This window comes from Exiguobacterium sp. s123 (assembly GCF_018617075.1).
Classification (GTDB): domain Bacteria; phylum Bacillota; class Bacilli; order Exiguobacteriales; family Exiguobacteriaceae; genus Exiguobacterium; species Exiguobacterium profundum.
Window position 1 is genome coordinate 22,564 of record NZ_JACSJL010000001.1, and the last position, 18,322, is coordinate 40,885.

Below are 18,322 nucleotides of genomic sequence, written 5' to 3' on the forward strand. Positions count from 1 at the left end.
TGACTATGAGGTCTGGACAATCGCGGGACGCAAGTCTTGAGGAAAGTCCATGCTCGCACAGCCTGTGATGGCTGTAGTGATCGTGCTACACGAAACGATAAGTGTAGGCAACGCAAGTTGACGGCAGAAGAAACACCTAAGTCCTCGGATATGGTGTACGCTTCTTGAAAGTGCCACAGTGACGGAGTCTGATCGGAAACGTTCAGAGTGGAACGAGGTAAACCCCACGAGCGAGAAACCCAAACTATGGTAGGGGAACTTCCAGACCGGAATCGAACGGGACGGAGGGCGCCGATGTGCGCAGATAGATGATTGTCACTCCATCGTGCCAGGGAGACCGCTATGAGCACCGGAGTACAGAACATGGCTTACAGGACAACATAGTCTCAACTGACAACGACAAGGAGTTCAAGCACATATACTTGAGCTCCTTTTTTCATGATTTTTTTACAACTTACAAAATGACTGAAAGATATTTATGTAGAAGGAAGGCGATTTAGATGGCAAAACGTAAACTGATTGCGACGGCAGCGATGGGAATCGAGGCACTTGTGGCAAAAGAAGTAAGGGATTTAGGATACACGTGCGAAGTCGAGAACGGACGGATTTATATCGACGCGGAAATGGAAGACATCCCACGTTTGAACATGTGGTTGCGGACAGCAGACCGGGTCAAACTCGTCGTTGCCGAGTTCAAGGCGACAACGTTTACAGAATTGTTTGACGGGGTCGTAGCGTTACCATGGACCAACCTCATGCCGTGGGACGCGGCGTTCACGGTCGACGGACGCTCGGTCAAATCGAAGCTGTTCTCGATTCGTGACTGTCAGAAGATTACGGAGAAGGCGATTGTTGAAGCGATGCAACGCGGCTATCGTAAAGAGGGAGAATGGTTGCCGAAGTCAGGCGCGAAATTCCCAATCGAAGTCGCCCTATTGAAAGATGTGGCGACCATCACGATCGACACGTCCGGTCCGCTCCATCGTCGTGGCTACCGTGAGCTTCATTCGCAAGCTCCACTCAAAGAGACGATGGCAGCGGCGATGATTCAATTGACAAACTGGCGTCCGGACATGCCGTTTTATGACGTATTTACAGGTTCAGGGACGCTCGCCATCGAGGCGGCGATGATTGGACGAAATATCGCGCCGGGTATCAACCGTGATTACTTCGCTCAAGATTGGACATGCATCCCAAAAAAAGCTTGGTATGCGGCAATTAATGAAGCGAATGAGAAGGCGGAGTGGGATAAACCGCTAAAAATCTATGGAATCGACCTCGATCCGCGGATGGTCAAACTCGCAAAAGACAATGCGGAACTCGCTGACGTCCGCGATGCGATCACGTTCGTCCATAGTGACGCAGCCGCACTGAAGCCGAAAGAAGAGTACGGAGTCATCATCGGTAACCCTCCGTATGGGGAACGACTTCAGTCAGAAGAAGAGATCATCGACTTGTATGAGCGAATCGGAGAACAATATTCGAAATACCCTGGTTACAGCGTCTACATGTTGACGAGTTATGAAGACTTCGAGAAGGCATACGGACGCCCTGCGACGAAGCGTCGGAAGTTGTACAACGGAAATATCGAAACGCAATATTATCAATACTTCGGAAAGCGCCGTCCACGTCCGGACCGTGACGAGAAACCGAAATCAGAATAATGAATCCATGACCGTTCAACTGAGCGGTCATTTTCTATTTTATTAGAGCAAACTCACTTGTTTCATCATCCGTCTAACAGGTTATACATAACATATGTATAATTAGAGGGGGACAGATGATGGAAAAGTATACCGTCGAATATCAGTTACATGCGAAAGAACAAAACACTCGGACGGTCGAGGTGGAAATGGATCGTGTGCCGGACTTAAATAATCAAGAAGAACTACATGCGGCTTATCAGATTGTATCTGACGCGATTCGTGAACCGATCACAAGTTTTGAGATTGTATCTATTACGTGAGCCCGAGGCAGTCGCTTCGGGCTTTCTACATAATATTGGAGGAGTGAGTAGATGAATATTTTGGTAGTAGGCATAGGTGACGTGGCAAAAAAAGCGTATCTGCCAGTATATGCCGGATTAAAGGACGTCGATGTGTATCTTGTCTCTAGAGATGAACAAAAGTTACACGAAGTCATCTCGACCTATCGTTTTAAAGGAGGATATACGGAGCTCGACGCCGTGCCGATGGCAGAAATCGATGCCGTCATGATTCATTCGACGACAGCTGTCCACTATGAGCAAGCCGAGTATTGTCTGCGGCAAAGGAAGCATGTCTTCATCGACAAACCGATCACGTTCACTCTTGAAGAAACGGAGCGACTCGTCGCACTCGCTAACGAGAAAGGTGTACATCTCGTCACGGGCTTCAATCGCCGATTTGCGACGGCCACGCAGGCACTCAAACAAATCGAAGAAAAAAATATGGTCTTCATTCAAAAGAACAGAACGTATAAACCGGCAACGCTCCGTGAATTTGTGATCGAAGATTTCGTGCATGTCGTCGATACGCTCCGTTATTTGACCGATCTTCAGCCTGTCGAGCGGTTGCGCGTGACACCACGATTTGAAGGGAATGTGCTGAAACAAGTGATAATTCATTTCATGGCAGGGGGAATCGAAGCAATCGGTTGGATGAACCGAGACAACGGTTGTACCGAAGAAGTGATGGAGGTCATGTCACCGACCGTGAAGCGGGTCACACGCGATGTGGAGCGGATTACAGACTATGGACGAGACGGTGTGAAGGAATGGTCGCTCGACCCGTGGGAGTCCAATTTAAAGCGTCGAGGCTTTATCGACCTTGTGGAAGACTTCTTACGTTTACTTCGTGGGGAACCGAATGCCTCCGTTGTCGCGGAAGACAGTCTCGAGACACATCGTCTCTGTGAAGAGATTCTAAAGGAAGTGCGGTGAACATACTGTTTCCGTCATATTCAGACCGGGTAAAAACTCGATAAAAGGAGGCGATTTCGTTGGATATTCGTGAACTGATTATGCAAATCAATGACTATTTATGGTCGTACCTTCTCATCTTCGTATTGATTGCAGGAGGTCTTTATTTTACGATTCGGATGGGGTTCGTTCAATTTCGAATGTTACCGGAAATGTTTAAACTTTTATTCGTGAAAGGAATCAAGCATGAGAAAGGACAGGTCTCATCTTTCCAAGCATTCGCCATCGGAACGGCGGCACGAGTCGGTACGGGAAACATCGCCGGCGTATCGACGGCTATCGCTTTAGGCGGACCTGGCGCCGTATTTTGGATGTGGCTCATTGCACTGATTGGAGCGGCGTCGGCATTCGTTGAAAGTACGCTCGCCCAGGTGTATAAAGTGCATGACGGCAAGGCGTGGCGTGGTGGTCCGGCATACTATATTGAGCGCGCTCTCGGTGCACGCTGGTTAGGTATCGTATTTGCCATTTTGATTACGTTCGCCTTCGGTTTTGCCTTCAACTCCGTCCAGGCGAATACAATCGCACTCTCCGTGAATAACGTATTTGAGATCGATACGGTCTGGGTCGGCATCATCTTATCCGTTGTCACCGCTATCGTCATCTTCGGTGGGATTCGTTCCATCTCGACCTTATCGGGAATCATTGTACCAATCATGGCGGGCGGTTACATCTTACTAGCCATTTGGATCGTCCTTACGAATCTTGATGTCGTGCCACAAGTGTTCTCGGCCATCTTCTCTGAAGGTGTCCTCGGTTTCCAACAGTTGTTCGGTGGAGCGGTCGGTGCAGCTGTCCTCCAAGGTATTCGACGAGGCCTGTTCTCGAACGAGGCAGGGATGGGGTCTGCCCCGAACGCCGCAGCTACCGCTGAGGTGAGTCACCCGGTCAAACAAGGATTGATTCAATCGCTTAGTGTATTTGTGGACACATTGTTCATCTGTACCGCAACGGCGATGATTGTCCTCATCGCAGGTGTCGAAGGCTCTGAAGCATTCCAAGGGATCGAGCTTGCCCAAGAGGCGCTTCTCGTCGAAATTGGACCGATTGCGACGACGCTCATGACAATCGCCATCTTACTCTTTGCCTTCAGTTCGATTTTGGCCAATTATTATTATGGGGAGACGAACATCGAGTTCATTTCTGAGAAGAAGCGGTATTTGATTATCTATCGGATTGCCGTTGTCGGGATGGTCATGTTCGGGTCAGTACGATCGGCGGGACTCGTCTGGTCGATTGCCGACATCTTTATGGGGCTGATGGCACTCGTCAACATGTATGCGATCTTCCGATTGAGTAAAGTCGCCAAGACGCTCCTCGATGACTATATGGTTCAAAAGAAAGAAGGAAGAGACCCGGAATTCTTTAAAGATGGTGTCGATCTTCCTGGTAAAGAGCACATCGAAGCATGGGAAACGAAAATAGAAGAAATCAGTTAAAGATCATCATTGGGACGCCCCTGGCATCAGGGGTTTCCTCTTCATTTCAAATTATTTATTTCAAATACCGCTATTATTTTATTAAAAGAAAGTAGAGAGTATCGATGAAACAAGTATTTTTGACAGTCGTCAAGCGATTTTTTACGGAACGATTTTTTGATCAAGCGGCCATGTTGGCCTATTATTTCATTCTATCCACGTTCCCGTTCCTATTATTCGTATTAGGGATTGTCGGATTTTTGCCGTTTACGAGTGGCGATGTGATTCAAGCGTTATCACTCATCATGCCTGAAGCCAGTTACAAGCTATTAGAAGGGAACATTGAAGCCGTATTCGACAACTCCAAATTGAAATTGGCATCATTCAGTATCTTACCAGCACTCTGGATCTCATCTATGGCCGTACAATCTCTCGTGCGAGCATTGAACGATGCCTACCGGGCTGTTCGTAATAAAGCCTTTTGGAGGGGCGTCTTACAGGATATCGCCATCACCTTGGCGCTCATGTTTGTGTTGCCATTTTCATTGCTTGTCCCTGTGATTGAGACGGCACTTCGAGAAATCTCTTCATACGTGTTGTTCATCGATGAGATTGTCACGACATATGCGCAGATTTGGTTTTACTTCAGATGGATCATCGGAACAGGTCTTCTATTCACTGTATTCGTATTTGTATATAAGTGGTTGCCAAGTGTGTCCGGAACATTTAAAAATAGTTGGGCCGGAGCCGCTTTTGCAACAGTAGGGATTCTGCTCGTCTCGAACGTGTTTAGTTACTATTCACAATTCGCAAACTATGAACAGTTTTATGGTCAACTCGGTGCGTTCATCGTCTTATTGATTTGGTTTTATCTCGCTGCCTCTGTCATCTTGCTTGGTGGGCTGTTGAATGCGACGTTAATCGAGAGGAAAGAAAAACTTCGTTAGACGTGTAATTGCTAGTTATCATTCGAAAGAATAGGGAATGGTATCGTAAGGTCACATCATCAAAGCGGAGGTGGGAAACATGGATATGCAACGGCTCGTACACAATCGTCGTTTCATCGATCAATCATTGTTTTACCTCGCCTTACATCTATGGAAATGGATCCTACTGTTACCTGTCTTGTTCTATTTAGACGTCTCGTTCCGCCATTCGCCATTCTCTGAGTACTTGATTGTCAGTATCATCTTGTATCTCATGTTTCGTGTAATTCAGTATGTGATAGCCAGTCGGGCATCTCTCATGGAATTAGTAGAGTTCGGTTACGGATTGCTATCACTTGTTCTCGTCTTCTCGTTCATGATGGAAATCGGCGCGCCACCGATCGCTGTCGCGATAGTTGGAGCTGCATACTTGAGCCATCCGATGCTTTCTCTACATCACTATCAAAACTTTTCAGAGCGCAAATGGTTAAACAAACAGTTTCAATTATTTAGCCCGATGCTTCGACAAGGTGAGGTACCGGTTCATGTCCTCGTGTTGACGGAAGATGAAATTGTGATTACTGTAGAAAGTGGAAAAGAGTTTACGTACCGTCATATTTACTGGGGCGGTTTTTATGTAGAAAATCCTTCCTAAAAGGTGGTTACTCAGTTGTTTAGTGGATTTGATAATGTGATTGTCATCGTATTCTGGATTGCAACATTCATCGCTTTCTTTAAAGGCGCCTATGATATGTGGCGTGAATACCGAACGTCGAAAGAAAAATCAGTATTGTACTTCTTAATCGTACTGATTCTCACATGGTTTTGGTTCAATCCATACGAATTGGTCGCATTGCATCCGTTCGTACTAATGGCGTACTATTGGAACCGAAATCGGTGGATGCGAAACGCAATGTTCGTGTTGGTTCTCGTACCGTTTGTGATTCGTGTCTGGTTAATCGCAGCATCGATGTAAAACAAAAAACTCGGTCCCTTTATAGGGAACCGAGTTTTTGTGTGAATCGTTACTCTTTCTTCGCAGCTGCCAATTCAGCTTCCATTTCACCGAATTCACGGTTAATACGTTTTTGTTCTTTCTGGCTAGTAAAGTTACTGACAAGCACGATTGCCAACATACTCAAGAAGAAGCCAGGTACCATTTCATAAAGGACTGTCGAAAGTCCAGTGACGATCCAGAGAATGACGGTAATGGCTCCGACGAGGATACCAGCGAGGGCACCTTGACGCGTCATCTTGCTCCAGTAAAGTGACAAGAGGATTGCTGGTCCAAATGCAGAACCGAATCCAGCCCATGCATATCCGACGAGTGTAAGGATTGTACTTGATGGGTTGAGTGACATGAGCGTCGCTACAACTCCTACTAGCAAGACACCAACACGTCCGGCAAGGACCATCGTCTTCTCACTTGCATCTTTGTTGAAGAATTTACGATAGAAGTCTTCTGTCAATGCAGATGATGTGACGAGCAATTGCGACGATACCGTCGACATGACCGCAGCAAGGATGGCTGCCAATAAGAAACCAGTGATGAACGGGTGGAACAAGACTTCAGAGAATTGAATGAAGACTGTTTCCGGGTCCCCGAGTGGATTTCCTTGTCCTCGGAAATAAGCGATTCCGACGAACCCTGTCATGACGGCACCGATGATAGATACTGTCATCCAGCTCATCCCGATACGACGAGCCGTTTTCAATGATTTCACATCACGGATTGCCATAAAGCGAACAATGATGTGTGGCTGACCGAAGTAACCAAGTCCCCAAGCGAGGAGACCGATAATCCCGAGAGTCGTCGTCCCTTTAAAGAGGTCGAACAAATCGGCATTGATTGTCGTTGCAGAGTTGACAGCAGTGTCTACTCCACCGATATCTGTTAAAGCGACAAATGGTACGAGCACGAGCGCCAAGAACATGATGACACCTTGTGCGAAGTCCGTCCAACTAACTGCCGTGAATCCACCGAAGAGGGTGTATAAGATGACGACACTAATTGTGACAATGACACCTGTCTGATAATTTAATCCGAATGAGCTTTCAAACAACTTCCCGCCGGATACAAGCCCAGCTGACGTGTAGAACGTGAAGAAGATGATGATGACGGATGCAGAAAGGATCCGTAGCCAGTTCGAGTGATCTCGGAACCGATTCTCTAAGAAATCTGGAATCGTAATCGAATCGTTCGCCATCTCTGTGAAGACGCGAAGTCGTGGAGCAACTAACAAGTAGTTCAAGTAAGCTCCGATGACCAATCCAACGGCTAACCAAATTGCTGATAGTCCAGTTGCATACATTGCACCCGGTAGTCCCATTAACATCCAACCACTCATATCCGAAGCTCCGGCTGACATGGCTGTAACACCTGGCCCCATTTTACGGCCACCTAACATATAATCTGATGAATCGGTCGTTCGTTTATAAGCAACGTATCCGATAAGAAGCATCATCACGAGATAAAGCGCGATGGATACCCATTCTTGCCATAACATTGAATTACCTCCTATTAAGTTAAAAGATCTATTTAATCAACTCGTTCGCGATTGTGTGAAGACATCACACAGTTAAAAACAAAAGTTGAAAATGCGAACTTGTGCTTTACCTTACAGAACCTTTGAAATGATTGCAAACTGACACTTTTTCATAAAATCGGCTCTAAAGCCCATTATACCAACGGATGAAGGCTAAAATTTTCAAATAAAAAGTTTAAATATTATGAATATTTGAAATGCTGAGGACTTTCCTGTGTAACATGAATGTAATATTTATGGGAAAATTTTCAGAAAACATATTTTTAATCATAAGAAAAAGAGCATCTTTGAATGCTCTTTACTTCTTTATTTGAATGCTTTTTCTTCAACGAGTCGCATCGTCGGGAATGTTTGTCCAGACTTCGCCTGCATCGTAACCAAGATATATGTTTCGCTATTATGTTTCATGATGAATACCATGGTATATCCGGATTCGTCCGTATAACCCGTCTTCGTGGCGGTCACAAACTTGGAGTAGTTGACACTTCGTTCATTAACCGATGAACCGAGGTGATACCACCAACGACGTTTGCCGCTACCGTCTTTATCTTTAAATTCGGCTTTAAATTCATAAGTCCCGGCAATTTCAATCAACTCCGGGTATGTACTGAATGCGAAGGCGATTTTAGCCATGTCGTTCGCCGTCGTATAATGATTCGGTTCCGAGTAGCCATGCGCATTTACGAAATGCGTTCCAGTCAATCCTAAAACCTTTGCTCGGTCATTCATCATTTGAACGAAGGCCTCGGTCGACCCGCTCGTGTATTCCGCAAGGCTGTTCGCAGCATCGTTTCCAGATTCGAGTAGCGTGGCGTAAAGTGCTTGCCGGACTGTCAATGTATCTCCGATGGCAAGATGTGCGATGTGGCTATCCCATGGAATGTCGAGTGTCGACTGTTGAATCGTGATGATCGGCTGGTCGAGCTCATTCGCTGCAGACGCCTTTTCATAGGCGAGAAGTGCTGTCATCAATTTGGTCGTACTGGCTGGAAACACACGGTCATTGGCATTTTTATCGATTAATATCTCTTGGTTGGTCACATTGACGAAGGTCAACGCGCCGACAGGGATTTCTTCATTTGAAAGCAATGTCGCCTCACTCGGCCGCCATGAACCCATATCGATCTCCGGAAAAACCGGACCTTGCTTCATCGGTTCGACCTTTGGTGTGGAAGCCTCTGCTGGTGTCATTGCCTCTTTATCTTGTTTAAATCCGACCAACGTCGGGATCAGTGCGATGATTCCGAGCAAAACGACTGCGGCAATCATTCTTCGCATGATGTACGTTCTTCTTCGGTGTCTCCTTCTTCGGGTCAACAAAAGTCCCTCCTTTTTTGGTTACTCTATAAACATAATAGAAAACGCTTATTTTTTTCGCTGTTAAAATAAAGAACTAGGTCAATGATTGATCGGCGATGAAAGAATTGTGTTTCGGGTATAAGGGTAAAGATGTCACTTTTTGAGAGGAGAATGCGTCATGCATCGTTATCCGTTCACGAACTCCATTTGGCGTCAACATGATACTGGGACGCCGTACCCATCCCTTTCCGTTTCGGAATCGACCGAAGTCGTCGTCATCGGGGCAGGGATTGCAGGACTCGTCTGCGCCTATGAACTCCAAAAACGAGGGAGGCAAGTGACGCTTTTAGAGGCGTTTGAGATTGGACATGGGACGACGGGACATACGACAGCAAAATGTTCCGTTCAACATGGGACGATTTATCATAAGCTGATTCGTCGTTTTGATGAATCCATCGCGCGTTTATATTACGAGTTCAACTCAGAAGCGCTCGTCTATTTGAAAAATCAAATCGAAGAAGGGTTTGACTGCGATCACTCGAATGAACAATCGTTTCTTTATTCTAGGGAACCGAACGAAGAACTTACGAAAGAACTGGATGCGTATCGTCGCTTAAAGATTGACGGGGGAGAAGCGACGGAAGAAGTCAGAAAAGCGCTCCCGTTTTCAATCGAGCAGGCGTTGGTGATTCATGACCAAGCCCAATTCCACCCCGTGAAATATCTACGTGAATTAGCGAATCGTTTTGTTCAACTCGGTGGGAAGATTTATGAAAACTCTAGAGCGACGGAAGTGAGTCAAGGACCGCGTCCTGTAGTCACTACTTCTACCGGTAGAAGAGTACAAGGAAATCAAGTCGTGATCGCGACCCATTATCCATTCAATGACCTGCGCGGGTTATATGTGTCGAAATTTTCTGTTGAGCGATCGTATATTGTCGCCTGTGAATCGCGGAGTCGACCACTTAAAGGGATGTACTTAGAGGTAGGACAGAGCAAACGCTCGTTTCGGTCCTATGAGGAAAACGGAAAGACCTATTTACTAGTTGGCGGTGAAGGGCATACGGCGGGGCAAGTCACTGACACGCGTAACCGATATGATCGATTAGAGCATGATGCCCAGGCACATTTCGAAACGAATCGGGCATCCTATCGGTGGTCATCTCAAGATCTTGTCACCTTAGACGGGCTTCCTTATGTCGGCCAAATGTTCAAGCGAGAACCAGATCTCTTTGTGGCGACTGGCTTTTCAAAATGGGGGATGACGAACGGAATCGCTGCCGGGACCTTGCTCGCGGATCAACTCACAGGTCGTCCGAACCGATTCGTCAATCTGGTCTCACCGCTCCGTCAAACGGTTAAATCTAGTGATATCAGTGCATTTCTTAAAACGAACTTAGATACTGCCACTCAATTTGCGAAAGGGACAGTCGATCGGCTATTTGAACGAAAAGATGTAAAAGACCTACAGCTAGACGAGGGTGGGGTCGTGCAAGTTGATGGCAAGACGAGTGGCGTTTATCGAGATTTGGATAACCAATGCCATGTCGTCAACCTGACCTGTACGCACCTCGGCTGTACAGTGAAATGGAACAATGCCGAGCGGTCATGGGATTGTCCATGCCACGGCTCTCGTTTCGATGCAAAAGGCAACGTCTTAGAAGGTCCTGCCATAAAACCACTTTCCTACAGCAAGCGAGAAGATTTGTAAACTGGTGTAGGCAAAGGTTGACATCTATAATAAAGTAGAAAGGGAACAGAATAACACATAGGGGTGAAAGACAGATGGAAGTTACAAAAGAATGGCGTGAACATTTTAAGCAACTGCGTTCCTTCGATGAGGCGATCTCGCTCTTGTATTGGGACATGCGTACACAAATGCCGGAACAGTCGGCACCGCTTCGGGCAGAAACGATCGGTTATTTATCGACTGAGGCGTTCAAACGACAGACGAGTGAGTCGTTCGCTTCATTACTAGAACGGATGGCAGATGAAAAGGATTTATCTGACGTCGAGGCGCGGTCACTTGAAATCGCGAAGACGCAATACGAACGGAATGCCAAGATTCCACACAATGAATATCAAGCATATGTAACACTCGTTTCGGAAGCCGAGACGGCATGGGAAAAGGCGAAAGAACAGGACGACTGGGACATGTTCGCTCCATACCTTAAACAGATTATCGAATTCCAGCAAAAATTTGCGGAATATTTCGGCTATGAGAAACATCCGTACGATGCATTGCTCTATGATTTCGAACCGGGCATGACGGTCGAGCTCTTAGACGAATTATTCGCCTCGCTCCGAGACGAACTTGTTCCTCTCATCCAGCAGCTCCCAAAAGAATCGCTCTCTCTGGACTGGTCGATGCCGGCGGATGTTCAAGAAACCATTTGTCATGACTGGATGAATGTCGTCGCTTACGATTTATCACGTGGTCGATTGGATGCGACAGTACATCCGTTCGAAATCACCATCAACCGCCGCGACGTCCGGATTACGACGAAGTATGATGAAGCAGATTTCAGAAATGCACTGTTCGGTACGATGCATGAAGCGGGTCACGCGACGTATGAGCAGCAAATCGACCCGATGCTCGATGAACTCGGGCTAGGTGGCGGTGCGTCGATGGGGATTCATGAGTCCCAGTCGCTCTTCTTTGAGAACTTCATCGGACGAAGCGAAGCGTTCTTGCGTCGCGTCTATCCGAAACTACAATCGCTTCATCCGGTATACGATGCAATCGACTTCGACACTTTCTATCGAGGTGTGAATGAAGCGAAACCATCTCTGATTCGGATCGAGGCTGACGAATTGACATACAGTCTACACATCATCATCCGCTATGAGCTCGAGAAGGCACTCATCCAAGGGACGTTGTCCGTCGATGAGCTTCCTGCGGCATGGAATGAAAAGTATAAAGAGTATCTCGGACTCGATGTCCCGTCGAATGCCAAAGGAGTCCTCCAAGACGTCCATTGGGCAGGCGGTTCGTTTGGATACTTCCCGAGCTATGCCCTCGGATTGATTTATGCGGCCCAATTGACAGAAACGTTGAAATCAGATCTTCCGGAATTTGAGACATTGATTGCAGAAGGTGAAATTGAACCGGTCAAAGCGTGGCTACAGGAGAACGTTCATCAATATGGAAAACGTCTCACCCCGAACGAACTCATTCAACAAGTGACGGGTCAAGCGATTTCGGTCCAACCGCTCGTTCGATATTTGACGAAGAAATATCAAACAGTTGCCAAATGAAACGATTTGCACATCGTGGCGTGATGGCACATCGTCCGGAGAATACGATGTCGGCATTCAGGCTCGCACTCGAAACCGGAGCAGATGGGATTGAAACGGATGTCCATATGACAAAGGACGGCGTCCTCGTGCTCATCCATGATGAGACGCTCGAACGGACGACCGACGGAAGAGGGCAAGTTTCACTCTATACCTATGATGAGCTTAAACAGTTTAATGCCGGGGTACATCATGGGGTCGAAGAACACATCCCGACGCTCGAGGAGCTGTTCGCCCTGGTGAAAGAGGAATCGGTCATTTTGAACTTAGAAGTGAAGACGGATGTCCTTCGATATGAAGGAATCGAATCTCGCATCATCGAATCCATTGAATCCGCTGGAATTGATGCGTCCCGCATTCTCTTTTCCTCATTCAATCATGAGACCATTCACCGATTGAAACAGATGAGACCGGATATCGAAGCGGCCATTCTGCTTGCACAGCCGCTTTATGACATTTCCGGATATCTTCGATTCGTCGGAGCGGATTCGGTCCACCCACACATCGATCGGATCACAGACGAAGAAGTACGCTCGTTGCAAGGTCGAGGGATTCCGATCAGACCGTATACGATTAAAACACAACATCAACTTGAGCGTTGTATGGCACTTCAAGTCGATGCCATCTTTGTCAATGATATCGAATGGGCAAACGAAACCACTTAGTCGCCGACTGAGTGGTTCTATATTTGGTTGGAAGGGAACTACATTTTATGTAAAGATAGCGCTTTCGTCCGTTAGCATATCGGAGCACATTCAGGGCATAGTGTCCCCTTTACGTCATTGTCGGATTGTCTTAAGTTTAAGATGTCACCGAGCTACATAGCAATCAGATGTAGCACACCATGTAGCACTGCATCACATTTGTTGTATGCACGTTGTGGGTTACCAAAGATCAAAAGGAGGAAATTTCACATGAAGAAGTTGATGTCTTTACTGGGTACTCTAGCACTGGCTTTCGCTTTCGTCTTACCGGTTAGCGCGGATGGACATGAAAACGCGATGGTCCGTGTGCTACATGCTTCACCTGATGCTCCGGCAGTTGACGTGTACGTGGATGGGGAAGTCGCGGTCGAGGGAGCAGAATTCAAGGATCTCACAGACTACTTGACACTTCCTGCAGGCGATTACAACGTTGAAATCAAGCCGGCAGGTGACGCTGAAACAGTCGTCGTCGCAGCAGACCTTTCGATCGAGGCAGGCAAGTTCTATACAGCCGCTGCAATCGGTCAACTTGAAAACATTGAAATCGCCGCAATGGAAGACGATGCAAACTTTGAAGATGGTAAATCGAAAGTTCGTGTCGCTCACTTCGCACCAGATGCACCAGCGGTTGATGTCGCACCTAAAGGTGGCGACCCACTCTTCTCAAACCTCGAGTTCAAAGCAGTAAGTGATTACGGCACACTCGATGCTGGAACGTATGACCTTGAAGTCCGCCCCGCTGGAGCGACTGACGTCGTCAAAGCACTTGACGGTGTTGCACTTGAAGGTGGCAAAAACTATACAGCATTCGCAATCGGACTCCTTGAAGGAGAACCAGCGTTTGAAGTCCTTCTCGCCGCTGATGGTGGGGAAATGGCAATGGCTCCTGAAACAGGACAAGGTGGTCTTGCTCAAACAGCTTCAATGAACTGGTTGCTCGCGGCAGCAGTGGTTGGAGCGGCAGCAGCTGGATTCTACGTCTTTCGTCGTCAGAAGCAAGACGCTTAAACTGATTTTCTTAGGAACAATCACATTTCTCGTATGGAGCGCTCAAGCGGAAGCTCCTGACAAACCGTTTGTGATGCCAACGGCTGAATTTGCCGAACCGCAGGTCTTGACCTCGAAGCAGGTCGATCGACAAACGTTTCATTCGAACAGTTTCGTCCCTGCCCGGCTGGTCATAGCTTCAATCGATGTTGATACATCGATTGAAGCGGTCGGGAAGGATGGGGCTGGAAGAATGGACACACCGTCTGACGTGAATCAAGTCGGTTGGTATCAATACGGAGCCAAAGCAGGCGCAACGGGGAATGTCGTCCTATCGGGTCATCTAGATGATCTGAATGGTCCAGCTATCTTTGCGAATCTGGATCAACTTCCGATCGGAGAACTGGTGACGCTCCAACGGAAAGACCAAGTCGCAACGTATGAAGTGGTCAGTGTGAAACAGTATCGCCTCGACCAAGTGCCGCTCGCTTCCATTTTTGCGGCGACTCAGTCAAAGCGTATTCAATTGATCACTTGTGCAGGACCGTATGACGAAAACCTTGGGTATCGGGACCGGATTGTGGTCACGGCACACCTGATTGAAACGTAAAGATGAAGAGATGCTGACCGATGGGTCGCATCTCTTTTTTTCGCAAAAAATAGCCCTTCACCTTTACGGTGAAGGGCTATAGTCGGATTAAGCATCCATACGATCTAATAATTTTGAAAGTACAATGAGTTCGTCATCTGAAAAATCAGTGAAGACATCCATCAAATATTCAATCTTCATGCTCTCTAGCGTCTCAAACAACTCACGACCTTCATCCGTTGCCTGAAGTTCAACGACACGGCGGTCACGCTCGCTACGTTCGCGAGAGATCAATCCTTTTTTCGTCAACTCATCGGCAAGTGCGGTGATCATCGAGGCTGAAAATTGAAACTCATTTGACAGAGCAGAGGCGATTTGAGGACTCTGTTGACAAAGAGAACGTAGAATGAAGAATTCATTGCGGGTCAAATATTGTGAGAACATCGAACGGAGATTTTTTTTCACTCCGCGATAGTTCATCCGGATTCCACGTTCAGCGTCTGCGACGAGCTGACGACGTGAAGCGGTCTGTACGGGTGTTGTCATCCTCGAAACTACCTCCTGGCGATAATATTATTCATATATACTTCAGAACATAGAAACATTCTACATTAAAAACATGTTGTCTGTAAAGTTATAGGGGCTCGTCTTTTGCCCGAATTTGTTGAATGATGTCTTCATAATGTTTCAAGTCCGGATAGAACCGTCTAAAGAAAAATTCAATCTGTGGGTCATCACCTTCCGCTAACAGTTTAGCGAGAACGGCATAAACGACACCCATCCCTTGTCTCGGCAAGAGGGAAGATGGAAGTAATGTCGCACACTGAACTGCCTGTGTGAAGTAAGTGGAGAGCGTATCGCTCAAATCTTTAAACGTACGAATATCGGCGTAATGGAACATTCGGGTCAGTTCGACAATGGCAGAGAGATCGGTCTCGAGCAACCATTCGCTCTGGAAAATCGCGTTGTCTAGCTTCTCAACCGTTTGATCATTTGCGATATAATAATTCAGGTTATCACGTGTGATGGTCACTTTTTCAGGGGAGTCGAGAATCTGTTCAACCGTCTCCTGTTCGAATGTCCGCAATTGTTTTCGAATGTTCACGAACTCGGAGTCGGCAATCTCCAAGAGTCCGGCGACCCGGCTGAAACTTCGTTTAATTTCAGGCGGCACGGCATTCGGATTTTTGTAGCCGAGGTCATGTTCAATCTCTGCCCATGCATGTTGTAAGATGGAGCGGACTTGAATTTCCGCTTCTTTTTCTGCGAAACGGCGATATTCACCGAGCGCAAGGCGTTTCTCACTCAGTTCCACGACATAATGAACGGAAAGATAACCGAATTCATTGGCATCGAGCAATGTCGACTTGTCGATGGACTGTTCACGATCGATGGTGAATTCATCTTCCAAGATTTGCGCGACGGCTCGTACGTCGTCATGAAAGTATGTCACAATCCGTATTCCGGCCAAGTCTTGCACGTCTCGTAATGAACGATATTGATAAGGTTTGCGTGAAAGTTTGGCATATAGACTGTCCGCTTCTTTGGCACGGGCAACGATTGAATGAAACTGGATGCCAGCTTCTGTCAACAATTCACTGAGGAGTGCTTTCAACTTTGTGGCAAACGCTTCATAATCTTCTTTTTCATTCAAATATTCAAGCATGATTGTATTCAAGTCTTGTTTTGGCACAGAACTCACTCCTTTTCTCTATCCATAGTATAGCATCACACACTAGAAACGATATGATAGCATGTATAAGGAACGAAACAGAAAGAGGTGGGCTGGATGCATACATTCCGTTCAGTTGAGAGAGAAAAAATCGAGATCATCGCTGGATTGTTGCAACAAGCAGGGTATCGCATATCTCGCATACGAGCAATAGATTGCCAGTTCATGGTGACCGCTCGGTTAGAGGGGCAGACTCAAATGGAAGGGGAACATGATCGCATCAAGGGGATCGTGCAACATTTCGCCATCGAAGAATGGACGATGAACGAAGAATCGAGTTGATTTGATGTTTACCACCTCATTTTTCGGGAATAACAAAAACAGTGAAAACCATGACTGTGAACGTTTAGGAGGATGGGGCATGTTAGAGACAAGAGTAGTGAATGATATGACGACGGTGGACCATGAAGTGAATGAGATGGTGTCAGGCGGATGTGTGAATGAGCATATCTATTTGTTCGCCAAAGATGAGGAATTGACCGTTCGATTGGCAGCAGAGGCCGGGGTACAACCATATCGAATTCCGGAAAAAGGAATGTTCGAGTCGTTGCTCTCGAAATTCACGAGCAATTCAGAAGATCGCATGGAACAGATGGAGAGTCTTGGACTCACAAAAGAGATGGTGGATTCACTCGAACGTGAAATCAAAGATGGTAAAATCGTGTTAGTTTGCGATAAATAAAAAATGGACCGGAAAAATCGGTCCATTTTTTATTTTGCTTTGTAATAGGCATTCACGATGCGACGTAACGATTTTTGATCGAGACGGAGCGGAGCGAATCCAGCATCCTGTAGCAATTGTTTCGTGTTGTCGTCACGGAACGTGATATTCCGGTTCAAATACGGATTGAATACTTTCACCATATCGTTGAACGACTGTTCGACTGAGCTGAGTGTCGATGTCGGTGTCTCCGTGATTGTTAAATGCGGGAATGCTAACGACTCTTTCATATAGTCGAGCATCGTTTCATTTTTTGGTGGTGCGTCGTTTGTCACGTTATAGATTGTACCCGCCTTCGCATGCTCGATGGCAGCGAGGAGTACATCCGCGACATAATCGACAGGGACAAGGTTTGATGTACCTGTCGCTGAGCCAATCAATCGAATCGACTCGACGTCATGCCCACGTCGTTCCAATTTCCGTTTGAACAGTTCGAGAGCACGCATATATCCGTACATCGTAAATTTTGAGTCAGCCTCTCCTGTTTTCGAGTCTCCGACGATGATGGCCGGTCGGAAGATTGACACATCAAGCTCATCCCGTGACTCCCAGACCGCCTGCTCGGCGTGTGCCTTGCTTTCTTCATACGGATTCAAAAAAGATTGCGACACGTCGTACAGTGTTTCCCCGCCAACTTCTTTAGCGCCAAGTGTGTAGGCCGTACTCACGTGGAAAAAGCGACGGCAGTCAATCAGCTTGGTCAAGCGAAGGGCCTCTTTCGTCCCGGTCAAATTGGTCTCGAACAATTCATCGCGCAATTCTTCATCGAATTTGACGAGTGCAGCCATGTGTAGGAATAAATCAATCTTCCCTCTATATGTCTCGATGAACGCTTCATTAGCACCGAGCGCATGTGACGTCAAGTCGCCTGGTAACACATCAATCGACTTTTGTTCTTCAGCGGTGAATTGTGCTTGTACCTTCTCCGGTGTTCGCGCCAACATGCAGACGCGATGCCCCCGCTGAATCAATTCTTTGGCGAGTCGCCCTCCTAAAAATCCGGTTCCACCAGTCATAAAAATATGCAATCGCGTTCTCCCTCTCTGTGACATTCTTTACCCATCATATCAACTCTTGTCGCATGTAGCCACTTTGCCTTTGCTGAAATTCCATGTTTAGAAAAAATCGAACTCGGTTATGAACT

Annotated in this window: 19 protein-coding genes and 1 other RNA gene; 15 read left to right on the forward strand and 5 right to left on the reverse strand. The window is 46.9% G+C overall.

The window, feature by feature from the left end; all coding sequences use genetic code 11:
• Positions 1-8: 8 nt before the first annotated feature.
• From rnpB to KNO72_RS00175, 8 genes are all read left to right on the forward strand, one after another.
• Positions 9-376: RNase P RNA component class B (rnpB, locus tag KNO72_RS00140), an RNA gene on the forward strand.
• A gap of 124 nt (positions 377-500) precedes the next feature.
• A complete protein-coding gene (locus tag KNO72_RS00145; protein ID WP_214756967.1) occupies positions 501-1,664 on the forward strand; it encodes a THUMP domain-containing class I SAM-dependent RNA methyltransferase in 1,164 nt (387 codons plus the stop codon).
• A 119-nt stretch (positions 1,665-1,783) separates the two neighbouring features.
• Complete coding sequence (locus KNO72_RS00150; RefSeq protein ID WP_148209436.1) at positions 1,784-1,966, forward strand: hypothetical protein; 183 nt, start codon at positions 1,784-1,786, stop codon at positions 1,964-1,966.
• A 51-nt stretch (positions 1,967-2,017) separates the two neighbouring features.
• On the forward strand, positions 2,018-2,920 hold the full coding sequence (locus tag KNO72_RS00155; RefSeq protein WP_214756969.1) for a Gfo/Idh/MocA family protein: 903 nt from the start codon (positions 2,018-2,020) through the stop codon (positions 2,918-2,920).
• Positions 2,921-2,979: 59 nt separating this feature from the next.
• Positions 2,980-4,398: an alanine/glycine:cation symporter family protein gene (locus KNO72_RS00160; protein ID WP_214731543.1), complete on the forward strand. Its 1,419-nt coding sequence runs from the start codon at positions 2,980-2,982 to the stop codon at positions 4,396-4,398.
• Between the two features lie 104 nt (positions 4,399-4,502).
• Positions 4,503-5,324, forward strand: coding sequence for a YihY/virulence factor BrkB family protein (locus KNO72_RS00165; protein ID WP_214684210.1), 822 nt, complete (start codon positions 4,503-4,505; stop codon positions 5,322-5,324).
• A gap of 79 nt (positions 5,325-5,403) precedes the next feature.
• A complete protein-coding gene (locus KNO72_RS00170) occupies positions 5,404-5,958 on the forward strand; it encodes a hypothetical protein (RefSeq protein WP_012726366.1) in 555 nt (184 codons plus the stop codon).
• A 15-nt stretch (positions 5,959-5,973) separates the two neighbouring features.
• Positions 5,974-6,279, forward strand: coding sequence for a hypothetical protein (locus KNO72_RS00175; RefSeq protein WP_078146956.1), 306 nt, complete (start codon positions 5,974-5,976; stop codon positions 6,277-6,279).
• 49 nt (positions 6,280-6,328) lie between these two features.
• Here KNO72_RS00175 and putP read toward each other — a convergent pair whose 3' ends face one another.
• Both putP and KNO72_RS00185 read right to left on the reverse strand, forming a co-directional pair.
• Positions 6,329-7,810 carry a sodium/proline symporter PutP gene (gene putP, locus KNO72_RS00180; protein WP_078146955.1) on the reverse strand — a complete coding sequence of 494 codons (1,482 nt, stop codon included), beginning with the start codon at positions 7,808-7,810 and terminating at the stop codon, positions 6,329-6,331.
• A 345-nt stretch (positions 7,811-8,155) separates the two neighbouring features.
• On the reverse strand, positions 8,156-9,127 hold the full coding sequence (locus KNO72_RS00185; protein ID WP_251028245.1) for a D-alanyl-D-alanine carboxypeptidase family protein: 972 nt from the start codon (positions 9,125-9,127) through the stop codon (positions 8,156-8,158).
• A gap of 199 nt (positions 9,128-9,326) precedes the next feature.
• On the opposite strand from KNO72_RS00185, the gene KNO72_RS00190 reads away from it, so the two are divergent.
• The 5 genes from KNO72_RS00190 to KNO72_RS00210 all read left to right on the forward strand — a co-directional run bounded on the left by KNO72_RS00190 (position 9,327) and on the right by KNO72_RS00210 (position 14,746).
• Complete coding sequence (locus KNO72_RS00190; RefSeq protein WP_214684213.1) at positions 9,327-10,859, forward strand: FAD-dependent oxidoreductase; 1,533 nt, start codon at positions 9,327-9,329, stop codon at positions 10,857-10,859.
• Positions 10,860-10,933: 74 nt separating this feature from the next.
• On the forward strand, positions 10,934-12,406 hold the full coding sequence (locus KNO72_RS00195) for a carboxypeptidase M32 (RefSeq protein ID WP_214684215.1): 1,473 nt from the start codon (positions 10,934-10,936) through the stop codon (positions 12,404-12,406).
• On the forward strand, positions 12,403-13,110 hold the full coding sequence (locus tag KNO72_RS00200; protein ID WP_214684217.1) for a glycerophosphodiester phosphodiesterase: 708 nt from the start codon (positions 12,403-12,405) through the stop codon (positions 13,108-13,110). The genes KNO72_RS00195 and KNO72_RS00200 overlap by 4 nt, the downstream gene beginning before the upstream one ends.
• Before the next feature lie 249 nt (positions 13,111-13,359).
• Entirely contained in the window at positions 13,360-14,157 is a 798-nt protein-coding gene (locus tag KNO72_RS00205; RefSeq protein ID WP_012726359.1) for a DUF4397 domain-containing protein, read from the forward strand.
• Between the two features lie 73 nt (positions 14,158-14,230).
• Entirely contained in the window at positions 14,231-14,746 is a 516-nt protein-coding gene (locus KNO72_RS00210) for a class F sortase (RefSeq protein ID WP_214684219.1), read from the forward strand.
• A gap of 87 nt (positions 14,747-14,833) precedes the next feature.
• On the opposite strand, the gene KNO72_RS00215 is transcribed toward KNO72_RS00210, so the two are convergent.
• On the reverse strand, positions 14,834-15,271 hold the full coding sequence (locus tag KNO72_RS00215; RefSeq protein WP_078146949.1) for a MarR family winged helix-turn-helix transcriptional regulator: 438 nt from the start codon (positions 15,269-15,271) through the stop codon (positions 14,834-14,836).
• An 88-nt stretch (positions 15,272-15,359) separates the two neighbouring features.
• Positions 15,360-16,418 (reverse strand): GTP pyrophosphokinase, encoded by a 1,059-nt coding sequence (locus KNO72_RS00220; protein WP_270812121.1) that lies wholly within the window; start codon positions 16,416-16,418, stop codon positions 15,360-15,362.
• A gap of 96 nt (positions 16,419-16,514) precedes the next feature.
• Between KNO72_RS00220 and KNO72_RS00225 the strand changes: the two genes are divergently transcribed.
• On the forward strand, positions 16,515-16,739 hold the full coding sequence (locus KNO72_RS00225) for a hypothetical protein (protein ID WP_012726355.1): 225 nt from the start codon (positions 16,515-16,517) through the stop codon (positions 16,737-16,739).
• A gap of 79 nt (positions 16,740-16,818) precedes the next feature.
• Entirely contained in the window at positions 16,819-17,139 is a 321-nt protein-coding gene (locus KNO72_RS00230; RefSeq protein ID WP_078146948.1) for a YflT domain-containing protein, read from the forward strand.
• A gap of 29 nt (positions 17,140-17,168) precedes the next feature.
• On the opposite strand, the gene KNO72_RS00235 is transcribed toward KNO72_RS00230, so the two are convergent.
• Entirely contained in the window at positions 17,169-18,206 is a 1,038-nt protein-coding gene (locus tag KNO72_RS00235) for an SDR family oxidoreductase (RefSeq protein ID WP_214684221.1), read from the reverse strand.
• Between the last annotated feature and the right edge of the window lie 116 nt (positions 18,207-18,322).

Excerpts from the sequence above, each read along its gene's own strand:
- KNO72_RS00145 (WP_214756967.1), top strand. The coding sequence starts at position 501 with ATGGCAAAACGTAAACTGATTGCGACGGCAGCGATGGGAATCGAGGCA.
- KNO72_RS00150 (WP_148209436.1), top strand. The coding sequence starts at position 1,784 with ATGGAAAAGTATACCGTCGAATATCAGTTACATGCGAAAGAACAAAAC.
- KNO72_RS00155 (WP_214756969.1), top strand. The coding sequence starts at position 2,018 with ATGAATATTTTGGTAGTAGGCATAGGTGACGTGGCAAAAAAAGCGTAT.
- KNO72_RS00165 (WP_214684210.1), top strand. The coding sequence starts at position 4,503 with ATGAAACAAGTATTTTTGACAGTCGTCAAGCGATTTTTTACGGAACGA.
- KNO72_RS00170 (WP_012726366.1), top strand. The coding sequence starts at position 5,404 with ATGGATATGCAACGGCTCGTACACAATCGTCGTTTCATCGATCAATCA.
- putP (WP_078146955.1), bottom strand. The coding sequence starts at position 7,810 with ATGTTATGGCAAGAATGGGTATCCATCGCGCTTTATCTCGTGATGATG.
- KNO72_RS00185 (WP_251028245.1), bottom strand. The coding sequence starts at position 9,127 with ATGCGAAGAATGATTGCCGCAGTCGTTTTGCTCGGAATCATCGCACTG.
- KNO72_RS00190 (WP_214684213.1), top strand. The coding sequence starts at position 9,327 with ATGCATCGTTATCCGTTCACGAACTCCATTTGGCGTCAACATGATACT.
- KNO72_RS00195 (WP_214684215.1), top strand. The coding sequence starts at position 10,934 with ATGGAAGTTACAAAAGAATGGCGTGAACATTTTAAGCAACTGCGTTCC.
- KNO72_RS00200 (WP_214684217.1), top strand. The coding sequence starts at position 12,403 with ATGAAACGATTTGCACATCGTGGCGTGATGGCACATCGTCCGGAGAAT.
- KNO72_RS00205 (WP_012726359.1), top strand. The coding sequence starts at position 13,360 with ATGAAGAAGTTGATGTCTTTACTGGGTACTCTAGCACTGGCTTTCGCT.
- KNO72_RS00210 (WP_214684219.1), top strand. The coding sequence starts at position 14,231 with ATGCCAACGGCTGAATTTGCCGAACCGCAGGTCTTGACCTCGAAGCAG.
- KNO72_RS00215 (WP_078146949.1), bottom strand. The coding sequence starts at position 15,271 with ATGACAACACCCGTACAGACCGCTTCACGTCGTCAGCTCGTCGCAGAC.
- KNO72_RS00225 (WP_012726355.1), top strand. The coding sequence starts at position 16,515 with ATGCATACATTCCGTTCAGTTGAGAGAGAAAAAATCGAGATCATCGCT.
- KNO72_RS00230 (WP_078146948.1), top strand. The coding sequence starts at position 16,819 with ATGTTAGAGACAAGAGTAGTGAATGATATGACGACGGTGGACCATGAA.